The sequence below is a fragment of the Nonomuraea sp. NPDC048916 genome, from assembly GCF_040649575.1.
Lineage (GTDB): Bacteria > Actinomycetota > Actinomycetes > Streptosporangiales > Streptosporangiaceae > Nonomuraea.
Map to the genome: position 1 here is coordinate 19,184 of NZ_JBEZFS010000038.1, position 26,138 is coordinate 45,321.

Consider the following 26,138-nt stretch of genomic DNA (forward strand, 5'->3'; position numbering starts at 1 on the left):
TACGGAATGCCCGTTGTGTGGTTGTGATGTCATAGCGAGATGCCGCACACGACCCGAGCCGGGCCGATGGCCGCCCTGCTCGGTCTCGTCCTCGGCTGCCTCGCCCTCGGGCCGGCGCTGGGCTGGGGATTCGTCCTGGCGCAGGACATGGTCTTCGTCCCGGACCCGGCCTTCTCGCGGTTCACCTTCGGCCTGGCCGGGGGCGCGCCGCGGGTGGTGCCCAGCGACGCGGTGGTCACCGCGCTCGCCACGGTGCTCCCCGCCGAGCTGGTGCAGAAGGCGATCCTGCTCGGCGTCTTCGTGCTGGGATGCTCGGGGGCCGCGCTCCTGGTGCCGTCCGAGACTCTCGCGCCCCGGCTGGTGGCGGGGGCGTTCTACGTGTGGAACCCGTACATGGCCGAACGCCTGCTGATGGGGCAGTGGGCGCTGCTGCTGGGGTACGCGGGCCTGCCGTGGGTGGTGGGCGCGGTGGTCTCGGGCCGCCGGTTGGCCGCGGCGATCCTGCCGGCCGCGGTGGGCGGGTTCGCCGCCATGACGATCACCGCGCTGACGGCCCTCCCGCTCGCCCTCACGGGTGGGCGCGGGTGGGCGGGGACGCTCCGGGTGGGGGCGATCGTGGTGGCCTTCAGCCTGCCGTGGCTGGTGCCCGCGATGCTCCGGCCCGAAGGGGTGACGGGTGACGGGGTCGGCGTGGAGGCGTTCGCCGCCCGCGCCGACGGGCCGTTCGGGGCCGTGGGGAGCCTGCTCTCGCTCGGCGGGATCTGGAACTCCCACGCCTTGCCCGCGGGCTACGACACGCTGCCGGGGGCGGTGGCGCGGCCGGCGCTGGCCCTGGCCGGGATCGCCGGGTTCGCCGTCCTCGGGCGCGTGGCCTACCGGGGCGGGCTCGCGGTGGCGGCCGCGTCAGGGTTCGCGATCGCCTGTCTGGGGGTGACCGAGCCGGGGCGGGCGCTGCTCACCTGGCTGATCGGGGTGTGGGGCGGGTTCGCGGTGTTCCGGGACGCCCAGCAGTTCGTCGCCCCGCTGGCGCTGCTGGTGGCCGTCGGCCTCGGGCTGCTGACCGCCTCGGCCGCCCGCCGCGCCCCGGCCTGGGCGGGCGTCATGGTGCTGGTGCCCCTCGCCGTGCTGCCCACCCTGGCGTGGGGCGCGGCCGGGGCGTTGCGGGCCGTGGGCTACCCCGCCGACTGGACGGCCGCGCGCGAGGTCATCCGGCGGGACGGCGAGCCGGGCGACATCCTGGTCCTGCCCTTCGAGTCCTACCGGCGTTTTCCCTGGAACGGGCACCGGGCGGTGCTGGACCCCGCCCAGCGGTTCTTCGCCGTGCCCGGGCGCGACGTCGTCGCCAACGACACCGTACGGGTCGGCTCGATGGTCGTGGGAAGCGAGGACGAACGGGCACGCCTAGTAGAACGCGTACTAGTAGAGCCCTCACCGGACCTGCTCGGCGCCGGATTTCGGTACGTGGTCGTCGACGCGGGGACCCCGGAGGAACGCCGCGTATTCGCGGGATGGCTCCGTGAGGCGAGGCTGGTGGTAGGCGGTGCTGACCTGCGACTGTACCGGTTGGACGGCAAGATTGGGCAGGGTTCGTCCGAATAGGTCAATTGATCAGCGGGTTTATTAAGATTTCGTTTAGCTACTTCCGAGTAGCAAGAATAGGTTCTAGGTTTGTGACGGCCCCCACTGCCGTGTCCGAGGAGGAACCCCCCAGTGATCAAGATCCTCTTAGCAGCGATCATTGGCGTCGCCGTGGCCGCGCTCGTGGCGACGGTCACCACCGTCTCCTTCACCGGTGCCACGGCCACGCCGGTCAACCAGCCGCTCTACAACTACGGCGACCGGTAACCCGAGTCGACATGCCGCCCTCCCTCCGAGGGGACGAGAGGACGAGCCGACCACCACTGCTCGAGATCGTCGTTCCGGCGTACAACGAGGAAGGACGACTCCCCGGGGGGCTCTTGCAGCTGTGCGCGAAGCTTGCCCGCATGCCGTTCCCGACCGCCGTCATCGTCGTCGACAACAACAGCACGGACGCCACCGCCGAGATCGTCAGGGCCTGGCCGAAGGGGGAGGTCCCGGTCCGGTTGATCCAGTGCGCGATCCCCGGCAAGGGGGCCGCCGTGCGCGCCGGGCTGCTCCAGACGCGCGCGCCCTTCGTCGGGTTCTGTGACGCCGACATGGCCACCGACCTCGACGCCATCGACGTCGCCTTCGGCCTGCTCCTCTCCGGGGAGCGTGTGGTCGTGGGCTCGCGCGCGCACACCTGCTCCGACGTGGAGAACCGGCACAGCCGGGTGCGCGAGCTGGGCGCCGTCGGCTTCCGCTCGCTGGCCAGGGTGCTCGTGCGCGGCGTGAGCGACACCCAGTGCGGCTTCAAGTTCTTCGACGGAGCCCTCGCCCGCGAGGTGGCGGCCCGGCTGCGCACTCCCGGGTTCGCCTTCGACGTCGAGCTGCTCGCCCGGTGCGCCGAACTCGGCGCGAAGGCGCTGGAGATCCCGGTGCAATGGCGTGACATGCCGGGCTCGCGTTTCTCGCCGAGCCGGCACAGCGCCGGCATCCTGCTCGAACTCGGCAGAATCTGGCTGACCCTGCGCACCGAACCACGCGCCGCCCCCCGGCCCGCCTGGGACCAGCCGCTGGACTCCGTCGGATATCCGTGAACATCGCCGTCGTCAACTGGCGTGATCCGTGGCATCCGGCCGCAGGAGGCGCCGAAACCTACGCCTGGGAGATGGCCCGGCGCTTCGCCGCCTCGGGCCACCGGGTCTGCTTCGTCACCGCCCGGGGTCCCGGCCAGCCCGTCAAGGACAAGCTCGACGGGGTGCGGATCGCCCGGATGGGCGGCCTGTTCACCGTCTATCCCCGGGTGCTCGCCTGGCTGCTGCTGCGCCGTTCGCTCTTCGACGTGGTGCTCGACTGCCAGAACGGCATCCCGTTCTTCACCCCCTGGGTGCTGCCCCGCAGGGTGCGGATCTTCTGCGTCGTGCACCACGTGCACGACCGGCAGTTCGAGGTGCACCTGCCGCGCTGGCTGGCGGCGGTCGGGCGGTTCCTGGAGGGGCCGGTCTCGCGGTGGACCTACCGCGAGCAGGTCAGTGTGGCGGTGTCGCCGTCGACGGTCAACGCCATGCGAGAACGGCTCGGGTGGATCGGCCCGATCCATATCGTCCCCAACGGCGTGAGCATCAACGGATCACGAAATATGCCGAGAAGTAGCGTGCCTCGTCTCGTGTGCGTCGGCAGGCTCGTCGCGCACAAGCGCGTCGACCTCCTGTTCGACGCCGTCGGCGAGCTGAGGAAGCGCTGGCCGGGCCTGACCGTGGACGTCATCGGCCGGGGACCCGAGGAGGAGCGCCTGCGCGCCCGGCTGCCCGAGGGCGTCACCATGCACGGCTACCTGTCCGAGGACGACAAGGAGCGTCTCATCGCCTCGGCCTGGCTGCAGGTGAGCGCCTCGCAGGGCGAGGGCTGGGGGCTGTGCGTGCTGGAGGCCGCCGCCCTGGGCGTCCCGACGGTCGCCTTCGACGTCGACGGACTCAGGGACGCGGTACGGCACGGCGAGACGGGCTGGCTGCTGCCCGAGGGCACGGATCTGGCCAAGGGCATAGCGGCGGCCCTGGAGGAGCTGGAAGACGCCGAGCCCGCCGACCTGTACAGCGCGAGATGCCGGGAGTGGGCGGCGAGGTTCTGCTGGGACCGCAGCGCCGAACGCCTGGCCCTGCTGATGCTCGGCCGTGACGTGGGGCCCGTCTGGGAGCAGCCATGAGCGAGCGAGCGGTGGGTGGGAGAGCCGTGAGTGAGAAGGCGCGGCACCGGCTCTGGCTGGTGATCTGCTGCCTGGGATTCGCGGTGCTGTCGTTCACCACGGTGCCGGGCCAGATCATCTCCGACACCAAGATCGACCTGGCGCTCAACCCGATCGGCTGGCTGGAGCGCGCCGCCCACCTGTGGGACCTGCAGCACTTCGGCCAGTTGCAGAACCAGGCCGCCGGCTACCTGTTCCCGATGGGCCCGTTCTTCGCTCTCGGCGACCTGGTCGGCGTCGCGCCCTGGGTGACCCAGCGGCTCTGGCTGACGCTGCTGCTGTGCGTGGCGTTCCTCGGGGTGGAGCGGCTGGGCAGGCAGCTCGGCATCGGCACCCCCGGCACCCGCGTCGTCGGCGCGCTGGCGTACGCGCTGGCCCCGCGCGCGCTGTCCATCCTCGGCGAGATCTCGATCGAGTGGCTGCCCGCCGCCATGCTGCCGTGGATCCTGATCCCGCTGCTCACCGCGTCGGAGACCGGGCAGCGGGCCAGGGGCGCGATCAGGTCGGGCCTGGCCGTGGCGCTCTGCGGCGGCGTGAACGCGGTCGCCGTGCTGGCCGTGCTGGTCGCCCCGGTGATCTACATCCTCACCCGGCCCCAGCCGGTGCCGCGCTGGCGGATGCTCGGCTGGTGGACCGGCGCCGTCTCGGTGGCCACGTTGTTCTGGTGGCTGCCGCTGCTGCTCGTCGGCCGCTACGCGTTCTCGTTCCTGCCCTACACCGAGACGGCCTCGACCACCACGCAGGTCACCTCGCTGACGAACGTGCTGCGCGGCGCGTCCGACTGGGTGCGCTTCCTGACCGTCGGCGGCGTGAACGACCAGCCGCCCGGCTACGCGATCGCCACCTCGGCGGCGATGGTCGTGATCACCGGCCTGATCGCCGCGCTCGGCCTGGCCGGTCTGGCGCGGCGCGACCTGCCCGCCAAGGGCTTCCTGATCACGGTGTTCGTCGTGGGCGTGGCCGCGCTGGTCGCCGGGCACATGAGCGCGCTGGAGCCGGTCGTCGCCGAGCCGGTGCGCTGGCTGCTCGACGGGCCGCTCGCGCCGCTGCGCAACCTGCGCAAGTTCGACCCGCTGGTGCGGCTGCCGCTCGCCTTCGGCCTGGCGCACCTGCTGGCCGGGGTCCGGCTGCGGGTGCGGGCGGTGGCCCTGGTGGCCTTCGCCGGGCTGGTGCTGCCCGTCTTCAACCAGGGCCTGGCGGCCCCCGGCTCCTTCAAGGAGGTCCCCCTCTACTGGAAGGAGGCCGCCGCCTGGATCAACGAGAACGCCGGCGACGACGGCGTGCTCGTCGTGCCCGGCGCCAAGTTCGGCGAATACCTGTGGGGCAGGCCGCTCGACGACCCCACGCAGCCGCTGCTCCACGCCCGCTGGACGGCCAGGCAGGTCACGGCCGCCGGATCCGTGGGCCTGACCAGGCTGCTCGACGCCATCGACCAGCGCCTCACCGCCGGCCACGGCTCGCCCGGGCTGACCGAGGTGCTGCGCAGGATGGGCGTGCGTTACCTGGTCGTCAGGAACGACCTGGTCAGGGCCAACCTCCAGGGCGCCTGGCCGGCCAGGATCTACGAGGCGCTGCGCGAGTCGCCCGGCATCACCAAGATCCGCTCGTTCGGCGGCGAGGTGGGCGACAGCGTCACCGACGACGTGGTCGAGTCGGTCGACTGGCCGTTCCCCGCGCTGGAGCTGTACGAGGTGTCGGGCAGCTCGGAGCTGGTCGGCGTGCGACCCGGAGGCGAGGCGCTGCGGGTGCGCGGCGGACCCGACTCACTCCTCACGATGGGCGACGCCGGGCTGCTGGGCGAGGGCCCGGTGCTGGTCAACGACGACGTCGGCAAGCAGGAGGCGCCGGTCGTGACGAGCGACGCGCTGCGCCTGCGCGAGCGGCAGTTCGGCGAGATCAGGTCCAACTGGACCCCCACCCTGACCGCCGACCGGCGCGACGACTTCACCGGGGTCAGGGCGCTCGACCTGCTGGAGAACGGCTGGCTGGAGCAGACCGCCACCGCCGAGTACGGCGGCATCTCGGCCATCACCGCCTCCTCCTCGGTCGCCGACGCCGGCGCGGTGCCCGGCCTCAGCACCACCGGCCGCGGCCCGTGGGCGGCCATGGACGGCGACTTCGAGACCACCTGGGAGAGCGGCGGCTGGAAGCGGCCCGTGGGCGAGTGGCTCCGCGTCGACCTGCCCCAGGAGCGGACCATCCCGGCCTTCCAGGCGACGTTCACCAACAACGTGCTGCTCGGCCAGTCGATCAAGCGCGTGGCCGTGGTCACCGAGGGCGGCCGCCTGGTCCAGCAGGTCCAGCAGACCAACAGCCCCCAGTCGCTCCGCACGCCGCCCGGCCCGACGAGCTGGCTGAAGATCGAGGTCGTGGAGACGTACGACGAACGCTGGAGCTTCGTGCAGCGGGTCGGCATCACCGAGCTCGCGATCCCCGGGATCATCCCGAGCCGCACCATCAGGCTGCCCGGCCAGGGCGGCGACGTCTACGTGATGGACAGCGGGCTGGACGCCCGCCCCGAGTGCATGCGCGACCCGGCCCGCTGGATCTGCAACCCGCTGCTGGCCAGGCCGGGCGAGGAGGGCGCCGGTTTCGACCGGACCTTCACCGCGGAGGAGGAGCGCACGGCCGCCGTCCAGGGCACCGCGGTGCTGCGCGACGCCGAGCTCGTCGACCGCTACAGCCGCCTCAGCGCGGACCTGACGAGGGTCGAGGGCTCGTCCCAGGTGAACAAGGAGCCCGTGGTGGCGCCCAGGTCGGCGTTCGACGCCGACGCCTCCACCACCTGGGTCCCCTCGCCCACCGACGCCGAGCCCACGCTCACGATCCGCTGGAAGGACAGGCGGACCGTCTCGCGGATCCAGGTGGCCCGGCCCGGGGGCGACAAGCAGCCCCTCGACCTCGTGGTGACGGGCGACAAGGGCGCCGTCCGCAGCGGCCGGGCGGACGCCGGCGGCAACCTGGTCTTCCAGCCGATGTCCACGACCTCGCTCAAACTGCGCTTCTACCCCGTGTCCAGGAAGCTGCAGGTCACCGAGCTGATCGTGCCGGGTGTCAGCCCGGCGAGCAGGCCGGAGGGCATCCCGTTCCGGCTGGCCTGCGGTCAGGGCCCGCAGCTCCAGGTGAACGGCCAGACCATCCACACCAAGGTCAGCGGCGCCTACTCCGACCTGCTGGAGCAGCGGCCCATGCGGTTCGCCGGCTGTTCGCGGGCGGAGCTCGGAGCCGGCGACAACCGGGTGCGGGTGGCCGGCTGGGACCCGTTCGCGATCACGAACCTGGTCGTCGGCTCGCTCCCCGAGCAGCCCGCGCCGGTGGAGGGCGCCGCGGTGCCCGGCACCTGGACCGCGGCGCTGCGCGAGGTGCGGGTGGCCGCCCCCCAGGACTCCTTCCTCGTCGTCAACGAGAACTACAACGCCGGCTGGCAGGCCACCCTGGAGGGGCAGATCCTGCGGCCCGCGCGGATCGACGGCTGGAAGCAGGCGTGGGAGCTGCCCGCGGGCACCTCGGGGACCGTGCGGATGGAGTACGGGCCGGACCGGGCCTACCGGCTGGCCCTGGGGCTCGGGCTGGCCGGGATCGCGCTGCTCGCGCTGGTCGCCCTGGTGATGCGCGGCCCGCGGCCCGAGCACGTGCTGGAGACCGCCCCCGCCTCCGCCTCACGCCTGTCGCGGTGGCGGGTGCCGTACGCGATCGTGCTGGGGCTGGGGTTCGGCGCCTGGGTGGCGGGCTGGCAGGGGATGCTCGTGGTGCTCGCCGGCGTGGTGGTCGTCCTGTGGCCGCGGCTGCCGAGGGCGGCCGTGCCCTGGCTGGCCGCCTGGTTGTTCGGCGGGGCGACGGTGTCGCTGGCCGTGGCCATGGCGCTGCGTGACTACGGCGTGGACGTGGAGCTGCTGACCGACCACGTGCCGCAGCTCGTCGCCTGCGCGGCCATGGGCGTGCTCTTCGGGCAGCTCGTCACCGCGCCGGAGCCGCCTCCTTCGCGGCCGGAGCGTCCGGCGGCCGAGCAGGTGCTGACCCGCGCCGGCTCAGCCTGAGCGCGTTCTCCTCGACGAGGTGGTAGCTCGCGACGCTCACCAGCATCGTGCCGACGAACGTCAGGATCGCCACCTTCACGAAGTCGCCGGTGAACGGTCGGCTGTCGGTCACCTTGTAATAGAGGGTGATCACCGGCGCGTGCCAGAGGAAGAAGCTGTAGGAGATCCGGCCCAGGTAGGCGGTGACCGGGTTGCCCAGCACGCGGTGGCGCAGCGAGTCGTGCCGGGAGGCCAGCGCGAACGGCGCGACCACCAGGATCGCCACCGCCGCCTCCAGGCCCATCCGCCAGAGCGACTGCGCCAGGTCCGGCAGCGTGAGCGTGCGCGGGCCGGCCAGTTCCGTGCTCAGCACCGCGTAGAGCAGCAGCGCCAGCACGAGCAGCTGCGGGGCGAGCGCGTCGACGACCTTGATCTCCTTGCGCCACACCGACAGCACGGCCATGGCCATGCCCGCGGCGAAGTAGATCAGGTGATGCGGCAGCCAGAGCGCCATCTCCGGCTCCTCGAACGCGTGGGAGACGATCACGCTCGTCACCGAGATCACCGGTAGCACGGCGATGCCCGCGAGCAGCCGGACGGGCCGGTTGCCGTGCCGCGCCCACCGGTGCAGCACCCAGGCGAGCACGGGCAGCACCAGGTAGAACGCCATCTCGATGGGCATCGTCCACATCTGGTAGAGCCCGTCGGGGCCGCGTTCCTGCTCGGTGTAGTTCTGCAGCAGGAGCAGCCACTTGGTCCAGCCGGTCCAGTCCATCGAGCTCCACGCCAGCAGCGCCAGAGCCGTGACCAGCCAGTAGGCGGGCATCACGCGAAGCACCCGGCGCCACAGGTAGAGACCGGGCCGCGGCGCCGGCGTGTCCTCCAGCAGGGCCCGGACCCACGGACGGTAGAGCAGCAGGCCGGAGAGCAGGAAGAAGATCGGCACCGCGACGCCCAGCCGGGTCGTCATCCAGGCGAGCATGCCCTCGCGGTACATGACGCCGGTGTTGCCCGCCACGTGCAGCACCCAGACGCCGAGCGCGGCCAGGGCGCGGATGCCGTCGAGCGCGGCGTCCCTCTTCATGGGCGCTTTCTCAGTACCAGGACCAGGTTCCACGTTGCGAACTCCCTGACGATCGGGACGTGCAGCATCGGGCGGTACCACCAGGGCAGGTAGCGGGGGAAGGCGTCGACCAGCTCGACCTGCCGGTCGCCCCTGGCCCAGCGCAGGCCCTGGGCGACGGAGACCGGGTAGAGGCCCTGGCCGTAGCGGTTCTTGGGCGCCTTGCCGTGCCTGTCCTCATATCTCCGGGCGGCCCGGTGGCCGCCCAGGTAGTGCCAGGGCGAGGTCTCGTGGCCGCCCCAGGGCGAGAGCCAGTTGGTGTACGCCAGGAAGACCAGGCCGCCGGGTCTGGTCACCCTGACCATCTCGGCGGCCATCCGCCACGGCTCCGGGACGTGCTCCAGCACGTTGGAGGAGAAGCAGACGTCGACCGTGGAGGTGCGCAGCGGCAGGTCGAGGGCGCTGCCGAGCAGGCCGCCGCCGGGCGTGCCCTGGCCGGTCAGCTCTCCGGCGTCCACGTCCACGCACACGCAGCGGGCGCCGTGGCGGCGGAACTCCGAGGCGAAGAAGCCGGGACCGCCGCCCACGTCGAGGACGAGCCGGTCGCGGAGGTCCACGTACCGGCGGAGCTGGGCGGCGGTGTCCGCGGCCAGGGTCGTGTAGTAGCCCTGCTGGTCGTTCTGCTCGGAGCGGAACGCCCGGAATAACCGGATGGACCGCGCCAAGTCAGCGCGCATGGGCATATCTCCCGCTTTCATATGCGGAGTCACTCTAGAACTTGTTTCTATCGATTTGATTGCGGCTCCGTACCGGCCCGTGACGCATGTCACTCACTGTCATACTTTGTTGCCGGATGTTCGAGCAAGATGACAACAGGTTCTAGGATCGCGGAGGCCGTTGATGGGTCGCATCTCCACGCTTGTCCTCATCGGGGTCGGTGCGTTCTTCATCGCACTTGCCCCGCTATTGAAATTCTGGGCGGCTGGGAAGATCATTTCCGCCCCGGCGAACCAGTTCGGCATCTCCTACCTGGAGGCCAAGGGCGCCCAGTACTTCTCCAAGCAGGACCTCAAGGTGCTGACGGCCGATCTTGACATCATCGTCACCACCCGTGGTGACGTGAAGGAGGCCAATTCCGACCGGGTCGTCTGGGACGAGGCCACCGTGGTCAACGACGTCACCAACGGCCGCCCGCAGATCGACCTGAGCGACCGCCGCAGCGCCTTCGACAAGTACACGGGCGTGGGCGTGAACTGCTGCGGCGTCAACATCGGCAAGGCCCCGGTGACGCTGGAGGGCCAGATCTACAAGTTCCCGTTCGACGCCGAGAAGAAGACCTACAAGGTCTTCAACTCCAGCGCCATGAAGGCGTTCGACGCGCGTTTCGTCCGTGAGGAGAGCGTCAACGGCCTGCCCGTCTACGTCTTCGAGCAGGACGTGCCGCCCACCAAGACCTCGACCCTCACCGCTCCCGCCTCGGTGCTCGGCATGCCCGACGCCGGCGACGTGCAGGTGGACCGCTGGTACGACGGCAAGGTCACGTTCTGGATCGAGCCCACCACCGGCGCCCCGGTCAAGCAGGAGCAGCAGCGGCACGAGGTGCTCAAGACCCAGGACGGGATCGAGCGCTCCGCGGCCTTCGTCGCCACCGCCCAGATGACGAAGGAGACGGTCGACGGCCTGGTGAAGAGCGCGCAGGAGGGCAAGAGCCAGATCAACCTGCTGCGCAACGTCATCCCGCTCGTCCTGCTGATCGTCGGTGCCGCCCTGGTCCTGGCCGGCGTGGTGCTCGGCCGCCGCTCCCGCTCGTCCTGACCCGTTCTCCGGGGGGCCTCGCTTCGCGCGGGGCCCCCTTTGTTCTGCCCGGGACCGCCCGCGCGCGGGCCCCTTTCCGCTTTCGCGCGCCGGCTTGTCACGGTACGTAGTTAGAACCGGTTCTCGATCAAGGTTACTGGCCAGTACACGCAAAAGGTTCCAGAGTAGAACGCGTTGCAGTTCGTTATTCGCCGGTCGTATTGTCGGTGTATGCGGACACGTGTCACGGAGATGTTCGGGATCGAACTGCCGATCTTCGCCTTCAGCCACTGCCGGGACGTCGTCGCCGAGGTCAGTCGCGCCGGCGGAATGGGCGTCCTCGGCGCCCTCTACTTCACCCCCGAAGAGCTCGAGATGGAGCTCAAGTGGATCGACGACCACGTCGACGGCAAGCCGTACGGCGTCGACGTCGTCATGCCGGCCTCCTACGAGGGGGCCGACTTCGCCGCCGACGAGCTGGTCGGCCGCCTCCAGACGATGATCCCGCCGGGCCACCGGAAGTTCGTCGACGACCTGCTGGCCGCCCACGGCGTGCCGGCCCTGTCGGCCGACGCCGAGGCGGGCAAGGTGCTGCTGGGCTGGACCGACGCCACCGCCCGCCCGCAGGTGGAGGTGGCGCTCAGGCACCCGATCGCCCTCCTGGCCAACGCCCTCGGCCCGCCCCCTGCCGACGTGGTCGACCTCGCCCACTCCCGCGGCGTCAAGGTCGCCGCCCTCGCCTCCACCCCGCGCCACGCGCTGAAGCAGGTGGAGGTCGGGGTGGACGTGGTGGTCGCGCAGGGCACCGAGGCCGGCGGCCACACCGGCGAGATCTCCACCATGGTGCTCATCCCGCAGGTCGTGGACGCGGTCGACGTGCCGGTGCTGGCGGCCGGCGGGATCGGCAACGGGCGGCAGATGGCGGCCGGCATGGCCCTCGGCGCCGAGGGCGTCTGGACGGGCTCGCTCTGGCTCACGGTCGAGGAGGCCGACACGCCCCAGATGGCCAAGGAGCGCATCCTGGAGGCCACCTCGCGCGACACGGTCCGCTCCCGCAGCTGGACCGGCAAGCCGGCCCGGCTGCTCAAGAACGAGTGGACCGACGCGTGGGAGTCTCAGGACTCGCCCGGGACGTTGCCGATGCCGCTGCAGTTCATGCTGGTCTCCGACGCCCTGCGGCGCATCGGCCGCTCCGACGCCGCCGAGCTGGCCACCTTCCCGGCGGGCCAGATCATCGGCATCACCAACCAGGTCCGCTCCACCCGCGACGTCATGTACTCCCTCGTGGAGGAGTACGCCGAGGCCCTGGAACGCCTCGGCCACATCACCGACGACTGACTCACGCCGTCGGCCTGGCCAAGCTGAACGACGGTCACGAGATCGTCGAGTCCGAAGAACGGTAGTCCCCGTGGCCGAGCGCCGCGACCGTGCCGAGCGCTTCCGTTGCGGTGGCACTCGGTCGGGCCACCGCTTCGGGGATCGGCCGACGCCGAATCATGGGCTGGGGCATGGCATCGCCGCGTGGGCAAGGCGGAGAAGCCCGGCTCGTATCCGCTGTTCGCCCAGCTCCGGCAGGAGCGCGGCCACGTGTTCGGCCGCCAGAGAGGCGAGCAGAGCATGGGCGGTCTGCTCGGGATCGGGTGTGGCGCCAAGCAGGATCGCCACGTGTCTGTGCCAGAACCGGTAGGCCCCGATCCGGTATCGAGCACCAGGCGCCGCGGTCTCCGACATCCGGATCAGAGCCAGATGTTCCAGCAGATAGTCGAAGTAGGCGTCGATGAACGCGGTGAGGCGCTCGTCAGCCGGCGCCCCGGGGCCGAGTGGCGGCGGTCCGTGCAGGATCGCCTTCTGCAACACCCGCTCCCGGGCGTCCAGCAGCGCGGCGGCCAGCCCGGACTTGTCGCCGAAGCGGCGGAACAGGGTGCCCTTGCCGACCCCGGCGGCTGCGGCCACCTGGTCCATGGACACCGCCTCGACGCCCTGTTCGGCGAACAGCCGGGCGGCGGCTTCCAGCATCGCGGCCCGGTTGCGTGCCGCGTCGGCGCGCTCCTTGGGAGGCGGCGTGTGTAGCAGTTCCAGGGGAATTGCAGAAGCGGACTGCGGTCCGGTATCGTCTCGAGTCACAACCGGACTATAGTCCGATTCTCTAGGAGGTAGTGGCATGACCGTACTCATCACCCGTGACCAGCTGAAGGCGGCGATAGACGAGGGCGCCGTGACCGTCGTCGACGCGCTGGGCGGCGAGTACTACGCTGCGCAGCACTTGCCCGGTGCCCTCGCACTGGCCCCGGCCGACGTCAACACCCAGGCGTCCACCCTGCTCCCCGACCTCGACGCCGCGATCGTCACCTACTGCTCCAACCCGGCGTGCGCCAACAGCGGACAGGTCGCCGACCGGCTCACCACTCTCGGCTACACCAACGTCCGCAAGTACCGCGAGGGCATCCAGGACTGGGTGGAGTCCGGCCTGCCCATCGAATCCGCCTGAACCCGGTGAACTCGTCGGCATGATCACCGCCGTGCGTGGCCTCATCAGCCACGCATGGCCCCGCCGGTGTGCCTGGCCGTGGCGCAAGTGCTGCTGCGTAGTTCGGGCCGGGCACCATCAACGTCCGCGGCAAGGGCTTCGCCGGTCACGACTTCGAACGCACCCTGCCGGAAAGTTCGAGATCATCCGTAAACGATCGTTGATCGCATACGACCACTGACCGCCCCGGCCAGAGCAGACAACCCGATCAACCCTCTAGTGGCCCCGGTAGGTGGCGGGGCGCTTCTCCTTGAAGGCGAGGGCGCCCTCGCGGGCGTCCTCGGAGCCGATCACCGGCCAGCCGAGCTCGTCCGACACCTTCAGCGCCTCGGGCTCGGACAGGCCGAGCGTGTCGCGGTAGGCGCGCAGGATGGCCTGGACGGCGAGCGGGCCTGAGGCGGCGATGTCGGCCGCGATCTCCCGGGCCACCGTCAGCGCCTGGCCGTCCGGCACCACGCGGTTGACCAGGCCCATCGACAGCGCCTCGGCCGCGGTGACGGGGCGGCCGGTGAGCAGCAGGTCCATGGCGTGGCAGTAGGGGATCTGACGGGCCAGCCGCACCGCGCTGCCGCCCATCGGGAACAGGCCGCGCTTGGCCTCGAAGAGGCCCAGGGTGGCCGACTCGGCGACCACCCGCAGATCGGTGCCGACCAGCAGCTCCGTGCCGCCCGCGACCGCGTGGCCCTCCACGGCGCAGACGATCGGCTTGGTGGGCGGGTCCTCGCGGAGCAGGCCCTTCCAGTGGTAGTTGGCGATCTCGGCGGCGCGCGCCTGCACCTCGGGGTCGGTGGACGGCCGGCCCATGGCCTTCAGGTCGGCGCCGGCGCAGAAGGTGCCCTCGGCGCCGGTCAGGATGGCCACCCGCACCTCCGGCTCCGCCGACACGTACGCCCAGGCCGAGGCCAGGCCGATCAGCATGTCGGAGGACAGGGCGTTGCGGGCCTCCGGCCGGTCCATGGTGACGATCACGAGATGGCCGTCGCGCTCGACACGGCAGTGGGGGGTGCTGATCGGCAGGAGTTCCACAACAGCCTCCGAGATGATTGAATCAAACGCTTGTTCAATGCCGCCGATGGTAGCGCGCCGGGCGCCGGAACTGCTCATATCAAGCGCTTGCTCCGCTCTTCACCGGCGGGTTACGCTGCCCAAGCAAACGAGAACAGGTTCTTGTTTGCCCCGCCTGGGCCGGTCGGAATCTGGTAGGGGCTTGCGGTTTCGGCCATCCCCGACATCGAACACTGACGAGGAGATCCATGGGCACGCTCGGTTTCTGGAGGCTGGCGCAGGCGGATCCCGACTGGACCGCCGCCGTCGATCCCGATGGCACGGAGCATCGTGCGGGCGATCTCCTCGCCCGGTCCAACCAGCTCGTGCACGGCCTGCGGGAGCTCGGCCTGCGGCCCGGTGACGGCTTCTGCGGCCTGGTGCCCAACGGGGCGGACGGCCTCGTCTTCTACCTGGCCGCTTTGCAGGCCGGCTGGTACTACACGCCGATCAACTGGCACCTGACCGGACCGGAGATCGCCTACATCGTGGCCGACTCCGAGGCCAAGGCCTTCTTCGTGCACCCCCGGTACGCCGTGGAGGGCGCGCGGGGAGCCGAGGCGCTCGCGCCCGATCGCCGCTTCGCGCTGCCGGGCGGTGACATCCCGGGGTTCCGCCCGATCGGCGACCTGGTCGACGGCCGGCCCACTGACCCGCCCCCAGACCGTACGGCCGGCGCCACCATGCACTACACGTCGGGCACGACCGGCAAGCCCAAGGGCGTCAAGCGGCAGCTCTCCGGGCTCGACCCGGACGACGCCGCCGAGCTGCTGACGTTCCTGCCGGGCCTGTTCGGCATCACGTCTGGGCAGCCCAACGCGCACCTGGTCACGTCACCCAACTACCACACCGCCGTCACCCAGTTCGGTGGCACGGCCCTGCACATGGGGCACACCCTCGTGTTCATGGACAAGTGGGACGCGGAGGACATGCTCCGGCTCTGCGAGCGCCACCGGATCACGAACTCGCACATGGTCCCCACCCACTTCAAGCGCCTGCTCGCGCTGCCCGAGGAGACCCGGAACGCGTACGACCTGTCCTCGCTCAGGTGGATGATCCACGCCGCCGCGCCCTGCCCGGTGCCGGTGAAGTGGGCGATGTTCGAGTGGTGGGGCGACTGCGTCTACGAGTACTACGCGGCCACCGAGGGCGGCGGCACCCTGGCCACGCCCGAGGGCTGGAAGTCCCACCCGGGCACGGTCGGCTCGGCCTGGCCGATCAGCGAGCTGCTCATCGTGGACGACGCGGGCGAGCCGGTGCCGACCGGAACCCCGGGGACGATCTACATGAAGGTGCTCGGCATGACCTTCGAGTACAAGGGCGACCCAGCCAAGACGCAGGCGAACCGGCTCAAGGACTACTTCACGGTCGGCGACATCGGCTACCTGGACGAGGACGGCTTCCTCTTCCTCTGCGACCGCAAGGCCGACATGATCATCTCCGGTGGGACGAACATCTACCCGGCCGAGATCGAGAACGAGCTCATGGTCCACCCCAAGGTGGCGGACGTGGCCGTCTTCGGCATCCCGGACGAGGAGTGGGGCGAGCAGATCAAGGCCGTGGTGGAGCCCGCCGCCGGGATCACGCCGGGGCCCGAGCTGGTGGCCGAGCTCCTGGGCTCCCTGGAGGGGCGGCTGGCCCGGATGAAGTGGCCGAAGTCCATCGACTTCATCGAGGAGATGCCCCGCGAGCCCAACGGCAAGCTGCTCAAGCGCAAGCTCCGCGCCCCCTACTGGGAGGGGCGCGAACATGCCATCTGAGAGCGAGGGCCTGGTCGCCCGGCACGTGCTGGAGTTCCCCGGCGGCTACACGCGGACGACCGGGCCGGTGATCGGGCGGTTCCTGACCGAGCTGCGCGGCGGCCGGATCGTCGGCGTGCGGACCGCCGAGGGCAAGGTGCTGGTGCCGCCCCTGGAGTACGACCCGGCCACCGGCGACGCCGTCACACGGGAGTACGTCGAGGTGGGCCCGGCGGGCACCGTCACGGCGTGCGCCTGGGTGCACGAACCACGCGGCGACCACCCGCTCGACCGGCCGTTCGCCTGGGCGACGATCAAGCTCGACGGGGCCGACACGTCGCTGGTGCACGCCGTGGACTCGGGCAACCCGAAGGCGTTACGGCCCGGGGCCCGGGTGTGGCCGGTCTGGCGCCAGGACCGCGAAGGCCAGATAACCGATATTTCACACTTCGCGCCCGAGGTGACGAAGATCGTGTCCCGCGTGCGCACCGAATACCGGCTCCAGGCCAGCGGGGCGCTGCGCACCTTCCTCGAAGGCGTCGGCCGGGGCGTCTTCGTCGGCGGCACCTGCACCACCTGCGACCAGGTCTACGTGCCCTACCGCATCTCCTGCCCGCAGTGCGGCAGCGCGATCACCCAGCAGGTCGAACTGCCCGACACCGGGACGATCACCACGTTCGCCATCAACAACCTGCCCGACCCCCGGGCCCCCGAGGTGCCCTTCGTCTCGGCGTACATCCTGCTCGACGGCGCGGACATCCCGATGATCGCCCTGGTCGGCGGCATCCCCGCGCACGAGGTGCGGCAGGGCATGCGGGTTCGCGCCGAATGGGTCCCGCGCGAGCAGTGGACGGCGTCCATGGCGAACATCCGGTGGTTCGCCCCCACCGGCGAACCGGACGTGGAGCTGTGATGAGAGACGTGGAGCTGTGATGAGAGACGTCGCCATCGTCGCCTTCGCCCAGACGAAGCACACCGCCCACGACACGGGCGTCTCCGAGCCCGAGCTGATCCTGCCCGTGATCAACGAGGTCAAGGAGCGCACCGGGCTCCGGCGGTTCGGTTTCACCTGCTCCGGCAGCTGCGACTACCTGGCCGGCGCGCCGTTCTCGTTCGTCTCCGCGCTCGACGCGCTCGGCGCCTGGCCGCCGATCTCCGAGAGCCACGTGGAGATGGACGGCGCCTGGGCGCTCTACGAGGCGTGGGTGCGGCTCCAGCACGGCGACGTCGACAGCGCCCTGGTGTACGGCTTCGGCAAGTCGTCGCTCGGCGACCTTCGCACGATCATGACGCTCCAGCTCGACCCCTACTACCTGGCGCCGCTCGGCCTCGACCAGCTCTCCGTCGCCGCCCTGCAGGCCGCCGCCCTCGGCGCCGACCGCGCGGAGCTCGACGAGATCGTACGGCGCAGCCGTGCCGACGGCCGGGACAACCCGTACGCGCTCGACCTGCCCGAAGAGCCGCCGGACGGGTTCGCGGTCGAACCGCTGAAGAACGCCGACATCGCCCCCATCACCGACGGCGCCGCGGCCGTGGTGCTCGCCGCGGGCGACCTGGTCACCCGGCTGTGCGAGAACCCCGCGTACATCAGAGGCATCGCGCATCGCATCGAACCCCATTACCTGGGTATGCGAGATCTCGCCCGGTCGACCTCCGCGGCCGAAGCCGCACGCGCCGCGGGGGTCGGCAAGGGTCCCGTCGAGGTCGCCGAGTTGCACGCCCAGTTCGCCCACGAGGAGCTGATCCTGCGCCGGGCGCTCGAACTCCCCCCCGACACCGTGATCAACCCCTCCGGCGGCCCGCTCGCCGCCAACCCCGTCATGGCCACCGGGCTGATCCGCATCGGCGAGGCGGCCGGCCGCATCCACGACGGCACCGCCGCCCGAACCGTTGGCCACGCCGCGGGCGGCCCCTGCCTGCAGCACAACCTCGTCACGGTCCTGGAGGCATGAGATGAACAGGTGCGCCGTCATCGGTGTCGGCCAGACGCACTACACGACCAAACGCAGGGACGTGTCGATCGCCGGGCTGGTCCGCGAGGCCGCTCTCAGGGCGCTCGAGGACGCCGGGCTCACCTTCAAGGACATCGACGCGGTCGTCATCGGCAAGGCGCCCGACCTGTTCGAGGGCGTCATGATGCCCGAGTCCTACCTCGCCGACGCGCTGGGCGCGACGGGCAAGCCGATGATGCGCGTGCACACCGCGGGCAGCGTGGGCGGCTCGACCGCCCTGGTCGGCGCCGGCCTCATCCAGGGCGGCGTGCACGACCGGGTGCTGGTCGTGGCGTTCGAGAAGCAGTCGGAGTCCAACGCCACCTGGGCGCTCTCGACCCACCTGCCGTTCAGCGCGTCGCTGGTGGTGGGCGCGGGCGGCTACTTCGCGCCGCACATCCGGGAGTACATGCGCAGGACCGGCGCCCCCGACCACATCGGCACCCTGGTGGCGGTCAAGGACCGGCTGAACGCGCTGAAGAACCCGTACGCGCACCTGAAGATCCCCGGCATCGACCGCGCGATGGTCGAGTCGACGCCGATGCTGTGGGAGCCGATCCGCTACCTGGAGACCTGCCCGTCCAGCGACGGCGCCTGCGCGATGGTCCTGTCGTCGGAGGACAAGGTCACCGGCACGCCCGCGTGGGTGCACGGCACGGCCATGCGGTCCGAGCCGATCTTCCGGGCCGGGCGCGACACGGTCAGCCCGCAGGGCGGCAAGGACTGCGCCGCCGACGTCTACCGGCAGGCCGGCATCACCGACCCGCGGCGGCAGATCGACGTGGCCGAGGTGTACGTCCCGTTCTCCTGGTACGAGCCGATGTGGCTGGAGAACCTGGGATTCGCCGCGGAAGGAGAGGGCTGGAAGCTGACCGAGTCGGGAGCCACGGCGCTCGACGGCGACATCCCGTGGAACGCCTCCGGCGGGGTGCTGTCCAGCAACCCGATCGGCGCGTCGGGACTGATCAGATTCGCCGAGGCCGCGCAGCAGGTGCGCGGGATGGCGGGAGAGCACCAGGTGGACGGCGCCCGGCTCGCGCTCGGCCACGCGTACGGCGGGGGAGCCCAGTTCTTCGCGATGTGGATCGTCGGACGGGAGAGACCTGATGGAGTTCAACCACGCTGACCTGTTCGAAGGGCTCGCGGACGCGATCGGGGACCGCGTGGCCGTGGTCTGCGGCGACGAGCGGCGCACCTACGCCGAGCTGGACGCCGAGGCCAACCGGCTCGCCCACTACCTGCTCGACCGCGGCATCCGGCCGGGCCAGCACGTCGGGATCCACCTCTACAACGGCATCGAGTACATCGCCGCGCTGCTCGCCGCGCTGAAGATCCGGGCCGTGCCGATCAACGTCAACTACCGCTACGTCGAGGCCGAGCTGCTCTACCTCTACCGCGACTCCGGCATCCGGGCGCTGTTCTACGACGTCGAGTTCGACGCTCGGGTGGCCGCCGTCGCCCCCGAGGCTCCGGAGCTGCGGCACCTGGTCGCGGTGGGCGGCGACTCGGCGATCCGGGACGCGGTGCCGTACTGGATGGCGCTGGAGAGCGGCAAGGACGAGCGCGGCTTCGGGCCGCGCTCCGGCCAGGACGTCTACATCATCTACACCGGCGGCACGACCGGCATGCCCAAGGGCGCGATGTGGCGCGCCGAGGACCTGTTCATGGCCTTCGGCGGCGGCAACCCGTACGGCGAGCCGCGCGCCACCCCGCAGGAGGTGATCGACGAGGCGGTCAAGGCGAGCCCGATCGTGATGATGGCGGCGCCGCCGCTGATGCACGGGGCCGCGCAGATGGCCACGTTCATCGCCTGGTGGATGGGCTCCAGCATGGTGTACGTGCGCAAGTTCGACGCCGCCGACGTGTGGCGGACGGTCGAGCGGGAAAAGGTGTTCACCGTCAACATCACCGGCGACGCGATGGCCAGGCCACTCAGCGAGGAGCTCGAACGGGGCGACTACGACGTCTCCTCGCTGGTCGTGATCAGCTCCACCGGTGCCATCCTGACCGGCGCCGTCCGCGACCGGCTCCAGGAGCTGCTGCCCAACGTGATGATCCTCGACAACTTCGGCTCCACCGAGTCCGGCTACACCGCCTCGGGCGTCGCGGGCTCCTCGCCGGAGAAGGGGCTGCGCTACCAGCCCAACGCGACGGCCGGGCTGGCCGTGCTCGACGAGAAGCTGCGTCCCGTCGAGCCGGGCTCCGGCCTGCTGGGCACCGTGGCCAAGGCCGGGCGGATCGCGTTCGGCTACCACAACGACCCGGAGAAGACGGCGCGGACGTTCGTCTCCGACGCCGACGGCACCCGCTGGCTGCTGACCGGCGACCTGGCGACCGTCGAGGCCGACGGCACCGTGACCATGTTCGGCAGGGGCTCGCAGTGCATCAACACCGGGGGCGAGAAGGTCTTCCCCGAGGAGGTCGAGGCCGTGCTCAAGGGCCACGCCGCCGTGTTCGACGCGGTGGTGACCGGCGTCCCCGACGAGCGCTGGGGGAGCAGGGTGGCGGCGGTCGTCGAACGGCGTCCCGGCGTCGAGGTCACCCCGGAGGAGCTCGACGCCCACTGCAGGCGGCTGCTGTCGGGCTACAAGGTGCCCCGCACGTACGCGTTCGTGACCGAGATGGTGCGCTCCCCGGCCGGCAAGGCCGACTACCGGTGGGCCAGAGAGGTGGCCGAATCCGCCGGCTGACCCTGTCACCACCCGGCGGCCGGCCCGGATTCCTACTTCTTTGATAATCCCGGGTCATGGTTGAGACTTCCTACGGCATCGGCGAGGGACCCTCGACTCGGCTGAGCCTCTCCTTGCCGGAGGGCACGGCGGAGGCGATCGGCGTCGCGTGGGCAAGCGGGAGTTCTCCTCGAAGAGGAGGCGAGAGCTGCCTCGGCGATGCTGATCGGGGCCGGGCTGCATGGTCATGAATACGCGATCGACGCGGTCGTGGCGGAGATGGCGGTACGGCAAAAGAGGCCAGTGGTCATGCTCACCTCCGACCTCGACGACATGATCAAACTCTGTGGCGATCGAGTGCGGCTCGTAGCCGTCTAGACGTGGCCCACCCGCCGGGTCAGGCCTTCTCGCCCGTCAGCAGGGCGGCCAGCCCGAGGTAGACGACGCCGCTGCCGATGTCGAGGCGGCGGCGGGCTCTGGCCGACGCGCGCAGCCGCCCGGCCAGGGCCGAGGACGCCATGGCGTAGGTGCCGTCGCTGGCCATGCCGAGCACCAGCCAGAGCAGGCCGAGCAGCACGATCTGCGGCCCGACCGGACCCGCCGCCGAGTCGGTGAACTGCGGCAGGAACGCCAGGAAGAAGATCGCGGTCTTCGGGTTGAGCACGTTGACCACGAACCCCTCCCAGAACATCCGCCGCCTGGAGTGCGTCTCGGGCGCGGCCGTCTCGTCCTCCGCCGCTCCCCGATGAGTCAGCTTGCGCACGCCCAGCCAGACCAGGTAGGCCACGCCCGCGTACTTGACCACGGTGAACGCCGTGGCCGAGGCCGCGAGCAGCGCGCTGATGCCCAGCGCCGCGGCGACCACGTGGACCAGAGACCCCGCGTGCACGCCGAGCACCGAGATCAGGCCCGCGGACCTGCCTTGGGCGACGCTGCGCGTGACGATGAAGAGCACGGCGGGACCGGGCACCACGAGCAGGGCGAGGGTGGCCGCGCAGAAGAGCGCGAGGGTCGCGAGATCAGGCATGCGGCCATCCTAAGGACGCCGTCAAAGGCTTTCTCGGAGCGCCGACAGCAGCGCCTCGGTGGCCGGAGGGTGCGGCGGCCCGCCGTAGACGGCGGCGTGGACGTGCCTGACGGAGCCTGGGATCTCGGCGACCGCCACGCCGGGGTGGCGGTGCGCGGTCAGCGCCAGCCCGGGCAGCACGGTCAGCCCCATGCCGGCCGCCACCAGCGCCTGCACGGCCACGATGTCGTCACTGGTGAACGAGATGCGCGGCTCGAACCCGGCCTTGGCGCAGATGTCGAGCAGGTGGCTCCTGCATCGATCGCATCCGGCGATCCACGCCGCCCCCGCATGCTCCGTCAGCCTGGCGGGCTGGCCGCCCTCGGCTGATCCGGCCGGAGGCCCGGCCGCCGGCTCTCCGGCGGCCGGGGAGGGGGAGACCAGGTGGCTGGGGTCGTCGAGGAGGTGGGTCAGACGCAGGCCGCTCTCCTCGGGCGCGGTGTCGTCGTAGCGGAACATCACCGCCACGTCGACCCGCCCGGCCCGCAGCAGCCTGAGGGCCTCGGGCGGCTCGGTCTCGGTGAGCTCCAGCCGCAACCCCGGATGGTCGCGGGCGATCCGCATGGCCGCCTTGGGGACGAACGTGCCCAGCGCCGAGGGGAACGCGGCCAGCCGTACCCGGCCCGAGCGCAGCCCGACGTGCGCGGCCAGCTCCTCGGCGGTGGCGTCGAGCCGTCCGATGATGTCGGCCGCGCGCTCGGCGAGCAGCCGGCCCGCCTCGGTCAGCCGGATGCCGCGCCCGGCGCGCTGGATGAGCCGGGCGCCGGTCTCGGCCTCGAGCCGGGCGAGATGGTGGCTGACCGACGGTTGCGAGTAGTGCAGTTCCTTGGCCGCCGCCGTCAGCGACCCCTTGCGGGCGACCGCCACGAGCACACGTAGCCGTACGACATCGAGCATTCATCAAGCATATCTATCGGTCAGCAACAGAACTTCTGTTGGACCTATCGATGGGAGGTGTAGCAGGGTGGTGGGGGAAGGCTGATTATCGTCTTTCCCTAGGGGGATAGTATGAATATGCCGACCATCGTCAGACCAGGACTGGATGAACTCGTCCGGGGCGTCGGCGCCCTGACCGTCCGCGGGCTCGGCCCGCGCGACACCGCGTTCGCGGTCGCCGACCTGCTCCGCGCCCGCCTCCCGTCACTCGACCTGCTCACGCCGCGGGAACGCGAGGGCTCTCCCGACGGGTACGTCTCGCAGGTGCTGCACGCCCAGGACGACTTCTCGATCGTGGCGGTGGTGTGGCGGCCCGGTCAGGGCACCGTGATCCACGACCACGTGTCGTGGTGCGCGTTCGGCGTCCTCAGCGGCATCGAGCACGAGACCCTCTACCGCGACCTCGGCGACCACCTGACCGAGATCGGCCGCGCCGACAACCGCCCCGGCGAGGTCAGCGGCTTCGCCCCGCCCGGCGACATCCACGCGGTCCGCAACACCAGCGACGAGGTGGGCGTCTCCGTCCACGTCTACGGCGCCGACGTGAGCCGGCTCGGCAGCAGCGTGCGCCGCGTCTACGACCTCCCGATCCGTTAGAGGTAGCTCTCCAGGCGGTCGGCCAGTGCGCCCGGGCGGGCCAGCATCGGGCAGTGGCCGCCGTCGATCTCGTCGGGCGTGACGCCCAGGCGGTCGCGGACGACCCCGCGCATGAACGCGGGCGGGAACCAGCGGTCGTCACGGCAGAGCAGGAACCTCGTCGGCACGTCCGGCCACCTCTCCAGCGGCCACGGCTCCAGCAGCGCCTTCTCGGCGTGCTCCCGCCCCCAGGTCAGCGCCTCGGCGGCGAGCTCGGCCGGGACGTCGTGCAGGAACACGGCGATCGGATCGTCCATCTCGACCGAGCGGAAGCCCGTGTTCTCCCACCAGTCGGTGGGTGGCTCGCCCGGCGCCGGGATCATGGCCGTCACCAGCACCAGCAGGTCGGCCGGGAGCCGATCGCAGACCAGCGGCGCGACGAAGCCGCCCCACGAATGCGCCACGACGACCAGGTCGCCGCGGTCGCCGACGGCCCGGACCACGGTGTCGGCGTAGTCGCCGAGGCCGGCCGACTCGTCCTCGATCGGCAGGTCGACGGCCACCGTGTCGTGACCCCTCTGGCGCAGTTCGGCGCCTACCAGTTGCCAGTCCCGGGCGCTCCCGCCGCCTCCGTGGATCAGTGCGAATGTGGCCATGTGTCCTCCTGGTGTTCCGATTCGATGAATAGACCGGTTCGGACCCGGAAAAGCATCGGCCGGACCCGCGAGCCGAGAGGCCGACCAGGACGGGTACGGGATGAAGGAGGGACAGGCGGCTCTTTCCCGGCTGGAGATGATTTTCCGGCCGCCGTCGAGTCTGTTCCCGCGCAAGCACCGAGGGAGCTGGAAGCACCGAAGGAGCTTCGCTCCGCACGCACGGAAGGAGCGACCCATGAATCCCATCACCGAGCTGGACGCCCGATACAGCGCCAGCGGTGCCACCGCGACACCGTGGAGCGAGGCCCGGGAGGGCCTGGAACGAGCCGAGATGTTCTGGCTCTGCACGATCCGTCCCGACGGCAGCCCGCACATCACGCCGCTGCTGGCCGTCTGGAACGGGGAGGCACTCTACTTCTGCACCGGATCCGAAGAGCGGAAGGCCCGCAATCTCGAGTCGGACCCCCGCTGCACGCTCATGACCGGAGTCAACTCCCGGCACGAGGGCCTGGACCTGATCGTCGAGGGCGTCGCCGGACAGGTCACCGACCCGGCCCGGCTCAAGGTCCTGGCCGACGCCTACGAGATGAAGTACGGGCCCGAGTGGCGTTTCGAGGTGCGCGACGACGCCTTCCACACCGAGGAGGGCGGCCGGGCCCTGGTCTTCGAGCTCGCCCCGGTCAGGGCCTACGGCTTCCGCAAGGGGGCGTACAGCCAGACGCGCTGGCGCTTCTGACCGGCCGCCCCCCGATGGCGCCTCTGACCGCCGCACGGGGCGGCGAATCTGACCACGTCCGGGGCGGCGCCTCTGACCGCCGTCCCCGGTGGTGAGGCCCTCGTCAGACGCCGAGGGCCGACGGGAGGCTGAGCTCGTGGAGGAACAGGGCCTCGGCGGTGGCGACGCGGCGCAGCTCCTCGAGGTCCACCCGCTCGTTGGGCGCGTGGATGGCGGCGTCCTCGTCCTCCGCACCGAACAGCAGGATCTCGGCCGCCGGGAACTGCTTGAGCAGCGTGTTGATGAGCGGGATGGAGCCGCCGGCGCCGACGTCGCGGGGCGGGCGGCCGAACGCGCGCTCCATGGCCCGGTTGAGGGCCGAGCGGGCCTTGCCGCCCGAGTCGGCCTGGAAGCCCGAGCCCACCGAGAAGTCGCCGAACGAGACCTGCGCCCCCCACGGCGTCACCTGCCGGAGGAACTCCACCACCGCGTTGACGGTCGTCTTCGGGTCGCCCGCCGGAGGCACCCGGATCGTGACCCGGGCCCGCGCCATCGGCTGCACCGCGTTGATCGCTCCGGAGACGGTCGGCACGTCGAGGCCCGTCACCGTGATCGCGTAGGACGACCAGAGCCGGTCGGCCAGCGAGCCGGAGCCGACCAGTGACACCCCGTCGAGCGTGCCCGCGGTCTTCCTGAACTCCTCCTCCGAGGTGCCCTGGCCGAGGAACGTGCCCCTCGGCAGCCCGGGGACGCGGATGTCGCCGTTGTCGTCGTGCAGCGCGGTCAGCATGCGCATCAGGGCGGCGAGCGCGTCGGGGGCGGCGCCGCCGAACGAACCGCTGTGCACCGGCCCGCGCAGGGTGCGGACCTCGAGGGTGAACGCCGCCATGCCGCGCAGCGACGTGGTCACCGCGGGGTCGCCGACGCGCGGGTTGCCGGTGTCGGCCACCACGATGGCGTCGGCCCGCAGCAGGTCGGGGTTGCGCTCGACGAACGACTCCAGACGCTCGCCGGCGTATTCCTCCTGGCCCTCGATGATGACCTTGACGCCCACGGGCAGCCGGCCCTGGAACGCGCGCAGTGCGGTGACGTGGGAGATGATGCCCGACTTGTCGTCCGCGACGCCCCGGCCGTAGAGCGCCCCGTCGATCTGCGTGGGCTCGAACGGCGGGGTGCGCCAGGCGGCGGGGTCACCGGCGGGCTGCACGTCGTAGTGCGCGTAGAGCAGGACCGTCGGCGCGCCGGGAGGGGCGGGCGACTCGCCGTAGACGGCGGGGAAGCTGCCCTCGACCGGGACCCGCTGGACCCGCTGCAGCCCGGTGGAGCGCAGCAGCTCCTCGGTGGCGGCGGCGGCGGCGAACACGGGCTCCTCGGGATGGCCGGGGAACGCGACGGAGGGGATGGCGGCGAGCCGCTTCAGCTCCTCGATGGCCTGTGGCATCGAGGCGGCGACGGCGCTCTCGATCTGGTCAGGAGTCACGGACGGTCCCCCGGGGTCGTTCGATGGTCAACGTCTCATTGCATCACACACAGCCCCACGG

The 26,138-nt window shown here is 71.1% G+C and carries 24 protein-coding genes; 16 read left to right on the top strand and 8 right to left on the bottom strand.

Translation table 11 applies throughout. The features are described 5' to 3' along the window. Positions 1–39 precede the first annotated feature (39 nt). From AB0C16_RS31700 to AB0C16_RS31720, 5 genes are all read left to right on the top strand, one after another. Positions 40–1,599 (top strand): hypothetical protein, encoded by a 1,560-nt coding sequence (locus AB0C16_RS31700; protein WP_357688278.1) that lies wholly within the window; start codon positions 40–42, stop codon positions 1,597–1,599. A gap of 111 nt (positions 1,600–1,710) precedes the next feature. Beyond that, positions 1,711–1,845, top strand: a complete 135-nt coding sequence (locus AB0C16_RS31705) for a hypothetical protein (protein WP_281394582.1) — start codon at positions 1,711–1,713, stop codon at positions 1,843–1,845. Between the two features lie 11 nt (positions 1,846–1,856). Further along, positions 1,857–2,660, top strand: coding sequence for a glycosyltransferase (locus AB0C16_RS31710; protein WP_357688280.1), 804 nt, complete (start codon positions 1,857–1,859; stop codon positions 2,658–2,660). Continuing rightward, complete coding sequence (locus AB0C16_RS31715; RefSeq protein WP_357688282.1) at positions 2,657–3,766, top strand: glycosyltransferase family 4 protein; 1,110 nt, start codon at positions 2,657–2,659, stop codon at positions 3,764–3,766. Before AB0C16_RS31710 ends, AB0C16_RS31715 begins: the two co-directional genes overlap by 4 nt. 26 nt (positions 3,767–3,792) lie before the next feature. Further along, positions 3,793–7,842, top strand: a complete 4,050-nt coding sequence (locus AB0C16_RS31720; RefSeq protein ID WP_357688284.1) for an alpha-(1->3)-arabinofuranosyltransferase family protein — start codon at positions 3,793–3,795, stop codon at positions 7,840–7,842. Here AB0C16_RS31720 and AB0C16_RS31725 read toward each other — a convergent pair. After that, positions 7,763–8,905, bottom strand: a complete 1,143-nt coding sequence (locus tag AB0C16_RS31725) for an acyltransferase (protein WP_357688286.1) — start codon at positions 8,903–8,905, stop codon at positions 7,763–7,765. The genes AB0C16_RS31720 and AB0C16_RS31725 overlap by 80 nt on opposite strands. After that, entirely contained in the window at positions 8,902–9,627 is a 726-nt protein-coding gene (locus AB0C16_RS31730) for a class I SAM-dependent methyltransferase (protein WP_357688288.1), read from the bottom strand. The genes AB0C16_RS31725 and AB0C16_RS31730 overlap by 4 nt, the downstream gene beginning before the upstream one ends. A 157-nt stretch (positions 9,628–9,784) precedes the next feature. Between AB0C16_RS31730 and AB0C16_RS31735 the strand changes: the two genes are divergently transcribed. Continuing rightward, a complete protein-coding gene (locus AB0C16_RS31735; RefSeq protein WP_357688290.1) occupies positions 9,785–10,699 on the top strand; it encodes a DUF3068 domain-containing protein in 915 nt (304 codons plus the stop codon). A 210-nt stretch (positions 10,700–10,909) separates the two neighbouring features. Then, positions 10,910–12,016: a nitronate monooxygenase family protein gene (locus AB0C16_RS31740; RefSeq protein ID WP_357688292.1), complete on the top strand. Its 1,107-nt coding sequence runs from the start codon at positions 10,910–10,912 to the stop codon at positions 12,014–12,016. A gap of 156 nt (positions 12,017–12,172) precedes the next feature. Here the strand turns inward: AB0C16_RS31740 and AB0C16_RS31745 are convergent, their stop codons facing one another. After that, a complete protein-coding gene (locus tag AB0C16_RS31745) occupies positions 12,173–12,802 on the bottom strand; it encodes a helix-turn-helix domain-containing protein (RefSeq protein WP_357688294.1) in 630 nt (209 codons plus the stop codon). 37 nt (positions 12,803–12,839) lie between these two features. Between AB0C16_RS31745 and AB0C16_RS31750 the strand changes: the two genes are divergently transcribed. Further along, entirely contained in the window at positions 12,840–13,166 is a 327-nt protein-coding gene (locus AB0C16_RS31750; RefSeq protein ID WP_357688296.1) for a rhodanese-like domain-containing protein, read from the top strand. Between the two features lie 255 nt (positions 13,167–13,421). On the opposite strand, the gene AB0C16_RS31755 is transcribed toward AB0C16_RS31750, so the two are convergent. Continuing rightward, on the bottom strand, positions 13,422–14,231 hold the full coding sequence (locus tag AB0C16_RS31755; RefSeq protein ID WP_357688298.1) for a crotonase/enoyl-CoA hydratase family protein: 810 nt from the start codon (positions 14,229–14,231) through the stop codon (positions 13,422–13,424). A gap of 227 nt (positions 14,232–14,458) precedes the next feature. Here AB0C16_RS31755 and AB0C16_RS31760 point away from each other — a divergent pair, with 227 nt between their 5' ends. The 6 genes from AB0C16_RS31760 (at position 14,459) to AB0C16_RS31785 (ending at position 21,026) form a co-directional block, all read left to right on the top strand. Next, positions 14,459–16,009 carry an acyl-CoA synthetase gene (locus tag AB0C16_RS31760; protein ID WP_357688300.1) on the top strand — a complete coding sequence of 517 codons (1,551 nt, stop codon included), beginning with the start codon at positions 14,459–14,461 and terminating at the stop codon, positions 16,007–16,009. Further along, a complete protein-coding gene (locus tag AB0C16_RS31765; RefSeq protein ID WP_357688302.1) occupies positions 15,999–16,901 on the top strand; it encodes an OB-fold domain-containing protein in 903 nt (300 codons plus the stop codon). The genes AB0C16_RS31760 and AB0C16_RS31765 overlap by 11 nt, the downstream gene beginning before the upstream one ends. A 19-nt stretch (positions 16,902–16,920) precedes the next feature. Beyond that, positions 16,921–17,940 carry a lipid-transfer protein gene (locus tag AB0C16_RS31770; RefSeq protein WP_357688303.1) on the top strand — a complete coding sequence of 340 codons (1,020 nt, stop codon included), beginning with the start codon at positions 16,921–16,923 and terminating at the stop codon, positions 17,938–17,940. 1 nt (position 17,941) lies between these two features. Further along, positions 17,942–19,105, top strand: a complete 1,164-nt coding sequence (locus tag AB0C16_RS31775; RefSeq protein ID WP_357688305.1) for a thiolase domain-containing protein — start codon at positions 17,942–17,944, stop codon at positions 19,103–19,105. Next, positions 19,086–20,669, top strand: coding sequence for an acyl-CoA synthetase (locus AB0C16_RS31780; protein WP_357688307.1), 1,584 nt, complete (start codon positions 19,086–19,088; stop codon positions 20,667–20,669). Before AB0C16_RS31775 ends, AB0C16_RS31780 begins: the two co-directional genes overlap by 20 nt. A 198-nt stretch (positions 20,670–20,867) precedes the next feature. Next, positions 20,868–21,026 carry a hypothetical protein gene (locus AB0C16_RS31785; RefSeq protein WP_357688308.1) on the top strand — a complete coding sequence of 53 codons (159 nt, stop codon included), beginning with the start codon at positions 20,868–20,870 and terminating at the stop codon, positions 21,024–21,026. A 19-nt stretch (positions 21,027–21,045) separates the two neighbouring features. Here AB0C16_RS31785 and AB0C16_RS31790 read toward each other — a convergent pair whose 3' ends face one another. Together AB0C16_RS31790 and AB0C16_RS31795 are read right to left on the bottom strand one after the other, a co-directional pair. Then, entirely contained in the window at positions 21,046–21,675 is a 630-nt protein-coding gene (locus AB0C16_RS31790; RefSeq protein WP_357688310.1) for a LysE family translocator, read from the bottom strand. 21 nt (positions 21,676–21,696) lie between these two features. Beyond that, positions 21,697–22,611 carry a LysR family transcriptional regulator gene (locus AB0C16_RS31795; protein WP_357688312.1) on the bottom strand — a complete coding sequence of 305 codons (915 nt, stop codon included), beginning with the start codon at positions 22,609–22,611 and terminating at the stop codon, positions 21,697–21,699. A 117-nt stretch (positions 22,612–22,728) separates the two neighbouring features. On the opposite strand from AB0C16_RS31795, the gene AB0C16_RS31800 reads away from it, so the two are divergent. After that, the gene (locus AB0C16_RS31800) at positions 22,729–23,247 is read left to right on the top strand and encodes a cysteine dioxygenase family protein (protein ID WP_357688314.1); all 519 of its coding nucleotides are present in this window, start codon (positions 22,729–22,731) and stop codon (positions 23,245–23,247) included. Here AB0C16_RS31800 and AB0C16_RS31805 read toward each other — a convergent pair. Further along, complete coding sequence (locus AB0C16_RS31805; protein ID WP_357688316.1) at positions 23,244–23,882, bottom strand: alpha/beta hydrolase; 639 nt, start codon at positions 23,880–23,882, stop codon at positions 23,244–23,246. The genes AB0C16_RS31800 and AB0C16_RS31805 overlap by 4 nt on opposite strands. Positions 23,883–24,117: 235 nt before the next feature. On the opposite strand from AB0C16_RS31805, the gene AB0C16_RS31810 reads away from it, so the two are divergent. Further along, positions 24,118–24,618: a pyridoxamine 5'-phosphate oxidase family protein gene (locus tag AB0C16_RS31810; protein ID WP_357688318.1), complete on the top strand. Its 501-nt coding sequence runs from the start codon at positions 24,118–24,120 to the stop codon at positions 24,616–24,618. Positions 24,619–24,721: 103 nt separating this feature from the next. Here AB0C16_RS31810 and AB0C16_RS31815 read toward each other — a convergent pair whose 3' ends face one another. Next, positions 24,722–26,077, bottom strand: a complete 1,356-nt coding sequence (locus tag AB0C16_RS31815; protein WP_357688320.1) for a dipeptidase — start codon at positions 26,075–26,077, stop codon at positions 24,722–24,724. Positions 26,078–26,138 lie beyond the last annotated feature (61 nt).

What these genes read in the sequence shown, in the direction of transcription:
- AB0C16_RS31780 (WP_357688307.1), top strand. Translation starts at nt 19,086, where the DNA reads ATGGAGTTCAACCACGCTGACCTGTTCGAAGGGCTCGCGGACGCGATC.
- AB0C16_RS31730 (WP_357688288.1), bottom strand. Translation starts at nt 9,627, where the DNA reads ATGCCCATGCGCGCTGACTTGGCGCGGTCCATCCGGTTATTCCGGGCG.
- AB0C16_RS31725 (WP_357688286.1), bottom strand. Translation starts at nt 8,905, where the DNA reads ATGAAGAGGGACGCCGCGCTCGACGGCATCCGCGCCCTGGCCGCGCTC.
- AB0C16_RS31785 (WP_357688308.1), top strand. Translation starts at nt 20,868, where the DNA reads ATGCTGATCGGGGCCGGGCTGCATGGTCATGAATACGCGATCGACGCG.
- AB0C16_RS31700 (WP_357688278.1), top strand. Translation starts at nt 40, where the DNA reads ATGCCGCACACGACCCGAGCCGGGCCGATGGCCGCCCTGCTCGGTCTC.
- AB0C16_RS31710 (WP_357688280.1), top strand. Translation starts at nt 1,857, where the DNA reads ATGCCGCCCTCCCTCCGAGGGGACGAGAGGACGAGCCGACCACCACTG.
- AB0C16_RS31765 (WP_357688302.1), top strand. Translation starts at nt 15,999, where the DNA reads ATGCCATCTGAGAGCGAGGGCCTGGTCGCCCGGCACGTGCTGGAGTTC.
- AB0C16_RS31735 (WP_357688290.1), top strand. Translation starts at nt 9,785, where the DNA reads ATGGGTCGCATCTCCACGCTTGTCCTCATCGGGGTCGGTGCGTTCTTC.
- AB0C16_RS31810 (WP_357688318.1), top strand. Translation starts at nt 24,118, where the DNA reads ATGAATCCCATCACCGAGCTGGACGCCCGATACAGCGCCAGCGGTGCC.
- AB0C16_RS31770 (WP_357688303.1), top strand. Translation starts at nt 16,921, where the DNA reads ATGAGAGACGTCGCCATCGTCGCCTTCGCCCAGACGAAGCACACCGCC.
- AB0C16_RS31800 (WP_357688314.1), top strand. Translation starts at nt 22,729, where the DNA reads ATGCCGACCATCGTCAGACCAGGACTGGATGAACTCGTCCGGGGCGTC.
- AB0C16_RS31750 (WP_357688296.1), top strand. Translation starts at nt 12,840, where the DNA reads ATGACCGTACTCATCACCCGTGACCAGCTGAAGGCGGCGATAGACGAG.
- AB0C16_RS31805 (WP_357688316.1), bottom strand. Translation starts at nt 23,882, where the DNA reads ATGGCCACATTCGCACTGATCCACGGAGGCGGCGGGAGCGCCCGGGAC.
- AB0C16_RS31790 (WP_357688310.1), bottom strand. Translation starts at nt 21,675, where the DNA reads ATGCCTGATCTCGCGACCCTCGCGCTCTTCTGCGCGGCCACCCTCGCC.
- AB0C16_RS31775 (WP_357688305.1), top strand. Translation starts at nt 17,942, where the DNA reads ATGAACAGGTGCGCCGTCATCGGTGTCGGCCAGACGCACTACACGACC.
- AB0C16_RS31760 (WP_357688300.1), top strand. Translation starts at nt 14,459, where the DNA reads ATGGGCACGCTCGGTTTCTGGAGGCTGGCGCAGGCGGATCCCGACTGG.
- AB0C16_RS31740 (WP_357688292.1), top strand. Translation starts at nt 10,910, where the DNA reads ATGCGGACACGTGTCACGGAGATGTTCGGGATCGAACTGCCGATCTTC.
- AB0C16_RS31795 (WP_357688312.1), bottom strand. Translation starts at nt 22,611, where the DNA reads ATGCTCGATGTCGTACGGCTACGTGTGCTCGTGGCGGTCGCCCGCAAG.